Annotated in this window: 10 protein-coding genes; 2 read left to right on the forward strand and 8 right to left on the reverse strand. The window is 47.5% G+C overall.

Translation table 11 applies throughout. The features are described from left to right. Positions 1-29: 29 nt before the first annotated feature. The 3 genes from J3U76_RS03665 to sbcB are packed head-to-tail and all read right to left on the reverse strand — an operon-like array spanning position 30 to position 2486. On the reverse strand, positions 30-719 hold the full coding sequence (locus J3U76_RS03665; RefSeq protein ID WP_208004473.1) for an LrgB family protein: 690 nt from the start codon (positions 717-719) through the stop codon (positions 30-32). Further along, the gene (locus tag J3U76_RS03670) at positions 716-1081 is read right to left on the reverse strand and encodes a CidA/LrgA family protein (protein WP_208004474.1); all 366 of its coding nucleotides are present in this window, start codon (positions 1079-1081) and stop codon (positions 716-718) included. The genes J3U76_RS03665 and J3U76_RS03670 overlap by 4 nt, the downstream gene beginning before the upstream one ends. Beyond that, a complete protein-coding gene (gene sbcB / locus J3U76_RS03675) occupies positions 1065-2486 on the reverse strand; it encodes an exodeoxyribonuclease I (RefSeq protein ID WP_208004475.1) in 1422 nt (473 codons plus the stop codon). Before sbcB ends, J3U76_RS03670 begins: the two co-directional genes overlap by 17 nt. Positions 2487-2723: 237 nt before the next feature. Between sbcB and J3U76_RS03680 the strand changes: the two genes are divergently transcribed. Both J3U76_RS03680 and J3U76_RS03685 read left to right on the forward strand, forming a co-directional pair. Then, the gene (locus J3U76_RS03680; RefSeq protein ID WP_208004476.1) at positions 2724-3803 is read left to right on the forward strand and encodes an efflux RND transporter periplasmic adaptor subunit; all 1080 of its coding nucleotides are present in this window, start codon (positions 2724-2726) and stop codon (positions 3801-3803) included. Further along, positions 3790-6882, forward strand: coding sequence for an efflux RND transporter permease subunit (locus J3U76_RS03685; RefSeq protein WP_208004477.1), 3093 nt, complete (start codon positions 3790-3792; stop codon positions 6880-6882). Before J3U76_RS03680 ends, J3U76_RS03685 begins: the two co-directional genes overlap by 14 nt. Before the next feature lie 372 nt (positions 6883-7254). Here J3U76_RS03685 and lpxM read toward each other — a convergent pair whose 3' ends face one another. From lpxM to J3U76_RS03710, 5 genes are all read right to left on the reverse strand, one after another. Beyond that, complete coding sequence (gene lpxM / locus J3U76_RS03690) at positions 7255-8226, reverse strand: lauroyl-Kdo(2)-lipid IV(A) myristoyltransferase (RefSeq protein ID WP_208004478.1); 972 nt, start codon at positions 8224-8226, stop codon at positions 7255-7257. 82 nt (positions 8227-8308) lie between these two features. Then, the gene (locus tag J3U76_RS03695; protein WP_208004479.1) at positions 8309-9076 is read right to left on the reverse strand and encodes a DUF3025 domain-containing protein; all 768 of its coding nucleotides are present in this window, start codon (positions 9074-9076) and stop codon (positions 8309-8311) included. A 153-nt stretch (positions 9077-9229) separates the two neighbouring features. After that, positions 9230-9331, reverse strand: a complete 102-nt coding sequence (locus tag J3U76_RS03700; RefSeq protein ID WP_208004480.1) for a MetS family NSS transporter small subunit — start codon at positions 9329-9331, stop codon at positions 9230-9232. Next, positions 9328-10806 (reverse strand): sodium-dependent transporter, encoded by a 1479-nt coding sequence (locus J3U76_RS03705; RefSeq protein WP_208004481.1) that lies wholly within the window; start codon positions 10804-10806, stop codon positions 9328-9330. The genes J3U76_RS03700 and J3U76_RS03705 overlap by 4 nt, the downstream gene beginning before the upstream one ends. 501 nt (positions 10807-11307) lie before the next feature. Then, positions 11308-12678 (reverse strand): SLC13 family permease, encoded by a 1371-nt coding sequence (locus tag J3U76_RS03710; protein ID WP_208004482.1) that lies wholly within the window; start codon positions 12676-12678, stop codon positions 11308-11310. Between the last annotated feature and the right edge of the window lie 69 nt (positions 12679-12747).

A 12747-nucleotide genomic window follows, 5' to 3' on the forward strand; every position in this document is an offset into this window, starting at 1 on the left:
GATATCTGCCTCTTTTTAATTAATACACGTTATTGAATCAGCCATAAATAAAGATGAAATAAGGGCGGCGCCAGTAGGGCGGTGGCAATGCCGCAGACTACCATGGCCAGAGAAGCAAACGCCCCCTGTACTGCGCCCACTTCAGCCGCCGCCCCAGTGCCAATGGCATGGGCAGCGGCCCCCATGGCCAAACCTTGTGCTTCTGGGTGGGTCACACCGGCAAGTTTTAATAGCGGAAAGCCAATAATGGCACCCATCATACCTACTATAATAACCAAGCCTGCGGCAATCGCCGGAATGCCCCCCATGGTCTCGCTTACACTCATGGCCAAGGGCGTGGTAATCGATTTAGTCGCAATAGAGGCCAATAGTTCAGGGCTTGCCTGTAATAAACCGCCAATCACTAAAGTGGTGCCCACTGAAATAAACACAGATAGCGAGCAACACAATACAATGGGCCACCATTGTTTGCGAATTTTGGCAGCCTGTTGATATAAAGGCAGGGCAAACGCCACCACGGCCAGTTCTAGTAGGTGCGTAAGGGGCTGGGTGCCGGTTTGGTAGTCGCTGCCATCTTGGCCGGTGAGCACTAATAAAGCGATAATTATTAACGCGGGCAGCATAATGGTGTTAATAAGCGGGCTTTTATAGTGTTGTGCCAGCTTTCTCACCGATAAATACAGCAGCAGTGTCAGAGGCGTAGCTAACCATACCATCATGCTTGCATCCTCTGATAAAGGCGGCCAACAACCAACAATATAAGCACTAAACCAATAAAAGCTGCGCTTAAGATCAGGCCTATCCCTTCGCTTAGTACATCCACATAGCCTAACAAGCCGGCAGCCACAGGAATAAATAAAATAGCCATATGGCGCAGTATTAGCTGGCCACTGTTATATACCCAATTAAGGGGCAGCAGTTGAGTACTTAGCAGTATAAACAAAATAAATAAGCCTAAAATGCTGCCCGGAAAATCAAAAGGTAGCAGGCTGGCCATGCCATTTCCGGCTTGTAGGCAAGCCAGTAACACCATAAAGCCACGTAGTAATATAAAAGCAGAAGATTTATAAAGATTGAACATAATGCGCTACCGCTTGTAATAAGGCCAATTTGGCTTCATCTTCTTGATGCGCCATTACTAATTGTTCTAAACGTTGCATATACGGCTCGGCCTGATTGGCGAGCTTGTCTTGGCAGTGTTGGCGCCAGCGCTGCCATTCTTGCTCGGTTAAGGTGTGAGGATAATTGCGCGCCCGGTAGCGAAACAGCATCTCGGGCAGGCGTTCATCATTAAATTGCAGCGGCATGTCTGCTAATGCCTCGGGTTTACTGGTGCGGATCATGTCCATGACCGCTTTATCGGCACTACCAAAAAATCCCCCTTCATATAGGGCACCGTCTACATCTGTAATGGGGGCAAAATCAGGGGCAATTTGATACAAAGCCACGACCTTTTCGCGGATCTCGGGGTGGCTGCGTAATAAATCTAGGCTTTTGCGGCACTGGGCACGATCAATACCCAGTTCATCGGCTCGCTGCTCGGTAAGGGCGCCAGCTTTAGCCAACACCGGGCATTTATTGATTTGTACTAGCTTAACGGGCACCGGTAATTGCTCACCTAAATCGGCATGCTTGGTATATAAGTGCGTGTGTAATTGTTCGGGGCTGAGTTCAATTAATGGGGCGAGATCCATGCTTAAATTAACGCAAATTACCGCATTGGCATTGTCGGGGTGCCAAGCCAGTGGTGCAATCCAGCTGGCGCAGCCTTGCCAAGACGAAAACCGGCCCGACACATGCACTAATGGCTGGCTATTCACCACATCAATCAGTGCTTTTACCTTGTGTTTATTTCTTAGTTCAAATAAATAATCAAACAATTTAGGCTGAGCTTGGCGCAGCAACTTCGCCACGGCAATGGTGGCTTTTACATCAGCCAAGGCATCGTGAGCGTCACCATGGTCAATGCCATTGGCTTGGGTGAGTTGCTCAAGCTTAAAGCTAGGTTTGCCGTCTTCATCGGTGGGCCACTGAATGCCCTCGGGGCGCAGAGCATAAAAGGCGCGCACCACGTCTAATAAGTCCCAACGCGAATTACCTTGTTGCCAGCTGTAAGCATAGGCATCATAAAAGTTACGATACAGAGTAAAGCGGGTCACTTCATCGTCAAAACGAAGGTTGTTATAACCCAAAATACAGGTGTTAGGCAGGCTAAATTGATCGTGGATCTGGCGAATAAACTCGGCTTCACACACACCTTTTTGTTGCGCTGTTTGTGGGGTAATACCGGTAATTAAGGTGGCTTCCGGTGAGGGCAGATAATCGCTCGGCAACTGACAATACAGTTTTAGCGGCTCGCCAATTTCGTTTAACTCGGCATCGGTACGAATAGCGGCAAACTGTACTGGCCTGTCATAGGCTGGATGAAGACCAGCGGTTTCGTAATCGTGAAACAAAAAACTGGGTGTTGCTGCAGACTGGCTCATGATTATGGGTCTTTTTACAGTGGGCCAAGCGTAAACAAATTAATTACCTTGGCCAATAAAAGAGATTACCTATAAGAGTATCATGTTGAAAAAGCAGCGGTAAGAGGGGGAGAGACACTATCAGCACCTGGTGCTGTATCTCGCCACACTTTGTCACAGGTTAATGCTTTACAGACATAGTTTAGAGAAATTAAACAGGTAAACTAAGCCAAGCTTAGAAAAAGGAATAACAAAAGCATGCTTAATAACAAAAAATCGGTATGGCTTAACGTCGGTTTGTGGGTGTTAGTTGCACTTATGCCTGTATCTGTGTTCGCACAACGTAGCGCTGTGGTTACTACTGTGCGGGTTGCCGAACAGCCCATTGCTGCCAAAGTAGAACTTATTGGTACCCTAAAGGCCAATCAGCAAGTGGCCATTGCCCCCCAAGTGAGCGCCCGTGTCACTCAAGTGCATTTTTCGCCGGGGGTAAAAGTTAAAAAAGATCAGTTGTTATTAAGCTTAGATGACAGAGCCGCCCAAGCTGTGGTGCGTGAAGCCCAAGCGGTAAAACAAGATGCGGTGCGCATTCTAAAAAACTATCAACAGCTGTTTACTCGAAAAGCCGTTACCCAAACTGAGTTAGAAGGCCAAGAAGCGGCAGTGGCCATGGCGGATGCTAAGTTGGCGGCAGCGAGAGTGGCAGCCGATCATTTAACGCTGCGCGCACCTTTTGCCGGGGTAATGGGCTTAAGTGATGTAGCACCCGGAATGCTGCTATCGGCCAATAGCCCGATTGCCGACTTGCAAGATAACAGCCAGTTAAAGTTAGATTTAGCCATACCCGAAAAGTACTTTGGCCAATTAAAGGTGGGCGAGCAATTAACCGCCTTCACTCAAGCTTATGGTGAGCAAGCATTTACCGGTAAACTCACTGTGATTGCCCCCAGTATTAACAGCAACACGCTAAATGGCAAAGCACGGCTAATTTTTGATAACAGCACACAACTATTAGTGCCAGGCATGTTAATGCGAGTGCAGCTGCAGGTGTCTAACAGCACCCAAATGGTGATTCCTACCCAAAGCTTGTTGTATGCCGGCCAGCAACGCTATGTGTATGTAGTAAATGAAGAAGGTAAAGTGAGCCGTCGTAATGTGAGTATTGGTCGTAACTTAGGCGCACTTGTCACTATTACCGACGGCTTAGCTGTGGGCGAGCTGGTGGTGAATAAAGGTACCGTTAAAGTGCGAGAGGGCAGCCAAGTTGAAGTATTAGATACCCCCACTACAGATAAAACAGCCGCTAAGCAGGCAGAGGTAACCCATGAAGCTCTCTGATCTGTCGATAGCCCGGCCAGTATTAGCCACGGTACTGAGTTTAATGTTGTGCGTGTTTGGGGTGATCTCTTTTATTGAGCTGCCGCTGCGTGAAATGCCCGACACCACCTCACCTGTGGTCACAGTACGCACGACTTACAGTGGTGCCAGTGCCAGCGTATTAGAAGTAAAAGTCACTAAGCGTTTAGAGGATGAGTTATCCGGCATTAGCGATGTAAAATATATCAGCTCAAGCACCCGAGATGGCAGTTCAAGCATTACCATTGAATTTGATCCCGCCCGCGATCTCGACAGTGCCGCCAGTGATGTGCGAGAAGCGGTGGCACGGGCCTCACGCAAGTTACCTGACGAGGCCGACGCCCCCATTGTCACCAAAGATACGGGGCGTAACGATGTGGTGCTGTGGGCCACATTGCGCTCAACCGGCATGTCGCCTTTGGCGATGGGCGACTATGCCGAAAATGTGTTAGCCGATAGATTTAGCCTGCTCGATGGCGTGAGCTCGGTGATAGTGGGTGGACGCAAAGAGCGGGTGATGAATGTACGGCTCGACGCTGCCGCTATGGCTGCGCGGGGCGTGACGGTGTCAGATATTCGCGCCGCATTGCATTCACAAAACGTAGAGTTACCTGCAGGCGTGTTAGAAAATAGCCAGCAAAACTACGCGGCGCGCATTCAGCGTAATTACGATCAAGCCATTAACTTTCAACGATTAAGCATTCGCCGTCTCGACTCCAATACGCGGGTGTATTTATCAGATGTGGCCGAGGTGTGGGAGGGCGAAAAGCCCGAAGATACCTTGTTTCGCTCTAATGGCCAAAACGTGGTGGGGCTGGGCATTGTTAAGCAAAGTCAGGCCAACACCCTAGATGTGGTGAATGAAGTTAAACAAGCCATTCGTGCCCAACAAGCGTTTTTGCCCGATGGCGCAGAGCTTACCTGGACTTACGACAGCTCGGTATTTATCGATAATGCCATTAGCGAGGTCTATCAAACTCTAATGATCACCGTTGGTTTAGTGGTGTTGGTGATTTATATCTTTTTAGGGCAGGTACGCGCCACCTTAATTCCGGCCATTACCGTGCCCGTGTCTTTAATTAGCGCCTTTATGGCGGCCTATGCGCTGGGCTACTCGGTGAACCTCATTACCCTAATGGCATTAATTATGGCCATAGGTTTGGTGGTAGATGATGCCATAGTGGTGCTAGAAAATATTTATCATCATTTAGAGCGGGGCCGCTCGCCGTTAGCTGCGGCCTATTATGGTACTCGTGAGGTAGGCTTTGCGGTGATTGCCACTACTCTTACCTTGGTGGCGGTATTTGTGCCCATCATCTTTATGGGCGGTATTATTGGCCGTATTTTTACCGAGTTTGCGGTCTTATTATCCGCCGCTGTGGTGTTTTCATCCATAGTGGCACTCACCTTAAGCCCAGTCATGAGCTTTAAGGTATTAAAGCCCCATCAAGCACCGACTCGATTAGCTCAGCGTTTTAACCAAGGTTTTGCCAAGCTAGAGCTGATGTATAAAGGCTTACTTAATAAAGGCATTACACGCCCTTGGTGGGCGCCTGTGATCATAGTGGCAGCCTTAGCATTTACGGCTTGGTTATTAACACAAGTGCCGCAAAGCCTGACCCCTAAAGAAGACAGAGGCGCTATTTTTGTGTTGGTGCGCGGCGCCGAAGGCGCAAGCTTTGAGCGCATGAGCGAGGCCATGAACGAGATAGAGCAGCAATTAACGCCGCTAAGAGCAGAGGGCATAGCCACTAATTTAACGGTGCGCACCCCAGGCTTTGGCGGTGGTGTGAATAGTGGCTTGGTGATCATCAGTTTAGAAAAATGGAATAAACGTAGCGTATCGGCGGCACAAGTGGTGGGACGCATTCGTGGCATGACCCGTCATATTGCCGATGTATTAGTGATCCCTATTTTGCCGTCATCCATTCGGGGTGGCTCTAGCTCGCCGGTGGAATTTGTGATTGGTGGCAGCGATTATGATGAGCTTTATCAGTGGGCAGAGCAGTTAAAAACCTTAGCCCAAGATAACCCGGGCTTAAGTGATTTAGATCTCGACTATGCGCAAACCAAGCCTGAATTATTGGTGGATGTCGATCAAGCCCGTGCAGCCAAACTGGGCATTTCGGTGACCGAGGTTGCCGATAGCTTAAATGTGATGCTGGGAGGGCAGGCGATTACCACTTACGAGCGCCAAGGCGATGAATACGATGTGTACTTAAAAGGCCAACAAGATAAGTTTCGCCAGCTCAGTGATATAGGAAGTATTTATATGCGCGGGGCCGATGGCGCGCTTATTTCCCTCGATAACCTAGTGCAATTGACCGAGCAAGGCGCGTCGCCCTCGCTTAATCACTACAACCGTAAAAAAGCCATTACCCTAAGCGCCAACCTAGTGGGCAGTTATAGCCTAGGCGAAGCCCTCGACTATCTGGATCAACAAGTGCGTGAACATCTACCCGAACATGCCATTGTTGATTACAAAGGGGAGTCGCTGGAATATAAAAATAACCAAAGCGATATTCTATTTGTGTTTGGATTAGCACTGTTGGTAGTCTTTTTAATATTAGCCGCGCAATTTGAAAGCTTTGTGCATCCCTTTATTGTATTGCTTACCGTCCCTTTGGGCTTGGTCGGCGGCTTGTTGGGCTTATATTTAGTGGGCATGAGCTTAAATGCTTATAGCCAAATAGCCATGGTGATGTTAATTGGCTTGGTGACTAAAAATGGTATTTTAATTGTCGAGTTTGCCAACCAATTGCGCGACCGTGGCATGGCCTTTAATGAGGCAGTGATAGAAGGGGCGGCAAGACGGTTACGGCCGATTTTAATGACCGCTTTTACCACTATTATTGGTGCTATTCCGCTAATATTAGCCAGTGGTGCTGGCGCTGAAAGTCGTCAAGCCGTGGGGGTAGTGGTATTCACCGGCGTCAGTCTGGCGACCTTACTCACGCTCTTTATGGTACCCGCTATGTACCGGTTACTGGCGCGCAATACCCAATCTCCCGAGCACCAACAACGCCGACTAGCAAAAGCGTTAGAGGAAGGGTCGAAGTGATAGCTGTCAGCCGTAAGCGGTCAGCTTTCAGTTAAAGAAAATACAACCGAGTGTAGGGGCGAATTCATTCGACCGATCGATTTTAAGCCGTGCCACCATTTTTGTGCGAATAAATTCGCCCCTACAAAAAGCCAGAGCCACCCTTTGGTCATTGCGAGGAGTGCAATGACGGCCGAAGTGTCAGCTGTCAGCCGTCAGCTTTCAGTTAAAGAAAAATACAACCGAGTGTAGGGTCGAATTCATTCGACCAAAAGAGCGCGGTACGCTTTACGCCGTAAGAAAAATCTAAACACGGTTTTGTTTTTCGTGCAGCGGTCAGCGTACGGCTGCATGTTTGTCTTTAGCTGATGGCTGACAGCTGACAGCTCACAGCTATCCCTTCCCTCTTATCTTACGAATGCCGGCCTCGTAACGGCCCTCGTCGCTGTCTACTTGGGTTTGAAAGTACTTTAAAAACCACATGTATTGCTCGGGCCAGTCGCCTAATAACGCCTCAATTTCTGCGTTCATAGCACGGGTGTCGCCCATTAAATCGGCGCTGGGGTAGGGGGCCATAACCGGGCGTAATATTAACTCGTAGCGGTGTTGCTTGGTGTTATAAACACTGAGCACGGGTATCACTTTGGCACCGGTTAGCTTCACCAGCTTAGGCAAGGCCGGCAGCGTGGCTTTTAACTCGGCAAAAAAAGGCACAAATAAGCTGGCTTCGCGGCCGTGATCTTGGTCGGGCAAGTAAAAGAAGTGCTTGCCACTTTTAATGGTTTTAATGACCGCTTTAATGCCTGCATCTCGCTCATAAACAATGCCATTAAAACGGGCACGCTGGCGATTGATAAACCAGTCAAATACCTCATTTTTTGCACTGTGCATCATGGTGCACATGGGCAAACCTAAAGACGTAAGATACAAACCCCCTGCATCAATTGCCCATGTATGAGGGATCATAAAGATAATTTTTTCATCGTTGGCTAAACAGGCATCTATATGCTCTTGGCCATGCACCACAAAGCGGTTTTGCAAATAATTTGCACTGCGCGCCGTCCATTCGCCATAGCCCATAAAGGTCATTAACCCGGCGCGAATAGATTGCGCCAGCATAGTGTTTACCTCGTCAGGCGATAGCTCAGGAAAACACAGCTCAATATTGGTGCGAGCAATATAACAAGGCTTTTTAGCAAAGCGCATCAATAAGGGGGTAAAAGCCCCAGCAAAAGCATCGCGCACGCGCACTGGCAACCAAGCCAGTAACCAAAGCGCGGCAATGGCGAGCCAAGTTAGCCAGTATTTAGGGTGTAAATAATGGCGCTTAAAGCTCAGGTCATAAACGGGGTCGGCCACAGACACAAGAAGATCCTTTTTAGAATTAGACGGCAAGTGTAAGAAAAAAAACGTAAAAAATCATTAAACCTAGCCCTAAAGTATACTGCTAGCGACGGCGAGGGCGAAAATACTGGGTGTTTTGGTAAAAAGTGAAATCTTCGTTATCTGGCCACCAGTTTGGTATGCCCAGCATGGGCAAAGGGCGCAGGGGTTTGTGTTGATCAAACAACGCATTGTTTTCAAGTTCAGCTGCCAATTGTACATCCAATAAGGCATAGCGTTCGGCCAGGGGGCGCTTAAAAAAATCGGCGGGCATTTCAACGACCACACATTTTGCTGTCATACCAACAAAAGGAGTCAGCGCTTGTTCATACAATGCATGGCCAAAAATAAACGGCTGCCAATCGTGTCCCCAGCGTGTGCGCTCATCAATAAAAAGTTGTTGCCAATTATGCGCAACCAGCAGTTCGCTCATCTGCGCTTTATGGGTAACGGCTAACACCATGCCACATTCATCAAAATGGGTAATACGATCACGCCGTGGCGTGCGCCGCAGGCCTTGTGCATGAATATCGGCCATATGTAAGCGATTTAGTAAGGCTTTAGTATTGGGAAATAACGCCCAAATAACAGCACCAAAAAAATCATGCCAATTAGCCGCTCGGGTGGGCACTAACCCCTGATCGACCGCTTGTTCGTAATAGCAATTAAGCGCCACAAAGTCGTTATCATCAATAAAGCGAACCGGCAGCTTGGCACCCAAGGTGTGGTTTAGCTGATCCACGCTTGGCCAATGATCCCAGTCGATGTGTATTAAGCCCGTTAATTGGCCCAATACGGCATTACGCTGAGTCACCTTTGCATCCCAATCCATCTTTAGTATCCGTTTAAACCTCACAAAGGCGGCAAGCATAGCGCACCAGAGGGGTAAGCTAAAGACACGCGCCAAACTGGCATAAAAAAAGCCAACCTAGCATGGCTTAGGTTGGCTTATATTTGCACTTAATATTGCCGCAATGCGGCGTTATTAGCTTTTACTGGTCTTCATGGCTAAGCGAATACACAAGACGGCACCGCCCCACGTTAGTCCTAAGCCTACCAATAGCATGATAATGGCACCAAGGCTCATATTTTGCTCTCCTGCTTGCTGCTTACGTTAACAATAATCGCCACTATTAACATTAGGGTGATCATGCCCCAGCCAATATAAGTGACTTCAGCGCTAGCATAGCCACCGTAGCCTTCTAAAAATGCGGTTTTGATGTTGTTGAATAAAATAACAATCAACATGGCAATCGATACAAACTTAATGCATACCGTCCACCAGTTACCCACACTAAATTCAGAGATTTGGTTTGCATAAGCACGAAAGTCTTGCAAACGGCACAGCCAACCCACTAATAACAGCTCTAACAAGCAAGAACCCAGTAGGGCGATGTTATTAATAAAGTAGTCAACCAAATCAAGCAGTAATAAACCGCCTTGGGTGATAAATAATAAACTTACTACAAAACCAACCGAGCAAAACACAGTGGCAGTTTTAGGGCGGCTCCAGCCTAGCTTGTCCATAAGCCCAGTAGTTACGGCTTCGGCAATAGAAATATGCGAGCTAACCCCAGCAAACATTAAGGCCAAAAAGAACAGCGGGCCCATTACGCCAGGTGCGGGCAGTAAGTTAATGGCGGTAGGCAAGGTAACAAAAGCCAAGCCAACGCCTGAGCTGACGACCTCGGTAAGTTCTTTATCTTGCACGTTAGCCATGTAACCTAAGGCACCAAAAATCATAATACCGGCAAGAATAGAGAAGCCACAGTTCATTAATACCGTCATAAAGGCGTTGTTATTAATGTCTGATTTTTTAGGCAAGTAGCTGGCATAAGACAGCATAATGGCAAAGCCAACACTCAAGGTGAAAAAGATCTGGCCATAAGCCGCAGACCACACCTTAAGATCCCAAATTTTGCTAAAGTCCGGCTTAAGTAACCAGTCAATGCCCTCTAATGCCCCGGGTAAAAAGGCAATGCGGCCAATCAGCAATAACACCATTGCAAACAGTAAGGGCATCAGGACTTTATTAACCTTCTCGATACCGCCTTTAACACCACGGAAAGTGGCAAAGTAGGTCGCCGCCCAGGCTAAGCACAATGGTAATAACAAGTTCCACTGCAAGCTGCCTAAGTTAGACGGAGCACTGTCGTCGCCTAGGCCTAAAAATTCACCAAAGAAAAAGGCATTGCTGTCTTCGCCCCAAGATTGATTAAAGGCAAAGTAAACAAACGAAATCGCCCAGGCAATCACCACTACATAATAAAAGGCGATAATGGCGGAGATCATCACCTGAAACCAGCCCAGCCACTCAAACTTGCTGTTGAGCGTGCCCAAGGTTTTAGGTGCGCCGGCGCGAAATTTATGACCCAGTGTAAACTCTAAAATCATAAAAGGGATGCCTGCGGTTAGCATGGCAAATAGGTAAGGAATAAAAAAGGCACCACCGCCGTTTTCATACGCCATATAAGGGAAGCGCCAGATGTTACCTAAGCCCACGGCCGAACCCACCGCCGCCAAGATAAACCCAGTGCGAGAACCCCACTGTTCTCGTTTCATAATCAGTCCTTCAAAAAATGAGGTAAATCGTAATTTAAATAAAGAGTTGCCAAGAGTGACCTTAGTCATCAGAGCTGAAGCGCAGAATAGGTAGCAAAGGCGGTTAAATCAATGTGGGCACTGGTCTAATAAGTGGTGTTTGCTCTTAATATTGCGGGTTACCAGTGGCATTATTAGTGAATGTGGTTGGGTGAGCTTGTTATAGTGGAGTTATTAACTGCTTAGGTTTTGTTTTGTGGTGTATCTGTGTTTTTTGTGTTTTGAGCATAATCTTCGAGGTAGGGCAGGGTTAGCAGTGAACACTACTGCTTACTAGTTTTTGTATAATTATTCATAAATCATTATAAATACCGTGAAATAACATAGTGTGGTGCGTAAATGACTGACTTAACTGCTTGTTTATGTAGTTTGCTGTCAGCCAGCGAGTGTTTAGCGCTTTCACTTTGCCTATTACTTACGGCGTACCCAGTACGCCGCAAGTAACAGACTAAGGTGTTGTGGCTATTGGCCAAATAAGTAGAAGTAACCGGCTAGCACACAAATACAGGCAATATTTAATACTAAACCGGCACGCATCATGTCTTTTTGCTGAATAAACCCAGAGCCAAACACAATCGCATTAGGCGGGGTCGCCACTGGCAGCATAAAGGCACAAGACGCCGATACCGCAATAACAGAAGCCACCATCACTGGTGGTAAGCCTAGGCCTTCAGATACCGCAACAAATACCGGAATCAATAAGGCAGCACTGGCGGTATTAGATGCAAGCTCGGTTAAAAATACCACAAAGGCGGTAATGGCCAGCAAAATAATAAACGGATTAGCGCTACCAATAAGGTCGGCCAAGTGATGGGCTAAAAACAGGCTGGTGCCGGTTTCTTTTAGCACATGGCTTAAGGTTAAACCGCCACCAAACAGCAGTAACACGCCCCAGTCGGTGTGTTTTTCAATATTTTTCCACTCCGCCACCTTGGTAATACCAATTAAGGCGATGGCTAATAAGGCCACAATAGTGTCAAAAGAAGCCAATCCGCCTAAGGCTTTAGATACGGGGCCCGAAAATATCCACAGCATCACGGTAATCGCAAAAATACCCAAGGTCGTTTTACGCTTACCCGTCCAAGTTATGCGCTCGGCACTTACTTCAATACGCTCACTCAAGTTAGGGCGAAACAGCACATACAAGATAACAGTGGTCACGGGGAGCAGTATTAAGGTAATGGGCAAACCTAATGCCATCCACTCACTAAAACTTAACCCTACTTCAGCCGCAGCAATGGCATTAGGTGGGCTACCGACTAAGGTCGCAATGCCGCCAATACTGGCGCTGTATGCGACCCCTAATAACACAAAAATATAGGTGTGGTTATGGCGCTTGGCGTCTAAACAACTTAATAAGCCCAATGCCAAAGGCAGCATCATGGCGGTGGTGGCAGTGTTACTGATCCACATAGATAAAAAAGCCGCTGTTGCAAATAGCAACAGGGTCGCTACGCTTAAACGACCTTTAGCCAATTGTAAAATACGGCTGGCAATTAGCTTATCTAATTGCTGGCTGTGCATGGCCGCAGCCAACGCAAAACCACCTAAAAATAGGAAAATAATTGAGTTAGAAAAGTTACTTAATGCCGAGCTGGTACTTAAAATACCCAATAAGGCAGCTAATAGAGGTACCAGCAGTGCAGTAATGGTAATATGCAAGGCTTCGGTTAACCAAAGCACGGCAATAAATACCAATAAACTCAAACCTTTGGTAACCCCTGGGTCTAGGGGCAGGGTATTGAGCATCACCAAAAATACAATCAGGTTAATGCTTAAAATTCCCCACTTAGGCCGAGTACTTACATCTTGCTGTGGAATTTCGTTAGACATGTATCGTTCTCGTTATTGTCTCGTTGTGTTAAAAGCGGGGAGTATATCACTGCTCTATAGGAGTAAAAG

The organism is Oceanisphaera pacifica (assembly GCF_017498065.1).
GTDB classification, from domain to species: Bacteria; Pseudomonadota; Gammaproteobacteria; order Enterobacterales; family Aeromonadaceae; genus Oceanimonas; species Oceanimonas pacifica.

Bases quoted from the DNA above. Each gene is read 5' to 3' on its own strand.
- J3U76_RS03710 (WP_208004482.1), bottom strand. From the start codon at position 12,678: ATGTCTAACGAAATTCCACAGCAAGATGTAAGTACTCGGCCTAAGTGG.
- J3U76_RS03700 (WP_208004480.1), bottom strand. From the start codon at position 9,331: ATGAGCCTTGGTGCCATTATCATGCTATTGGTAGGCTTAGGACTAACG.
- J3U76_RS03705 (WP_208004481.1), bottom strand. From the start codon at position 10,806: ATGAAACGAGAACAGTGGGGTTCTCGCACTGGGTTTATCTTGGCGGCG.
- J3U76_RS03665 (WP_208004473.1), bottom strand. From the start codon at position 719: ATGATGGTATGGTTAGCTACGCCTCTGACACTGCTGCTGTATTTATCG.
- sbcB (WP_208004475.1), bottom strand. From the start codon at position 2,486: ATGAGCCAGTCTGCAGCAACACCCAGTTTTTTGTTTCACGATTACGAA.
- J3U76_RS03695 (WP_208004479.1), bottom strand. From the start codon at position 9,076: ATGGATTGGGATGCAAAGGTGACTCAGCGTAATGCCGTATTGGGCCAA.
- J3U76_RS03685 (WP_208004477.1), top strand. From the start codon at position 3,790: ATGAAGCTCTCTGATCTGTCGATAGCCCGGCCAGTATTAGCCACGGTA.
- J3U76_RS03680 (WP_208004476.1), top strand. From the start codon at position 2,724: ATGCTTAATAACAAAAAATCGGTATGGCTTAACGTCGGTTTGTGGGTG.
- J3U76_RS03670 (WP_208004474.1), bottom strand. From the start codon at position 1,081: ATGTTCAATCTTTATAAATCTTCTGCTTTTATATTACTACGTGGCTTT.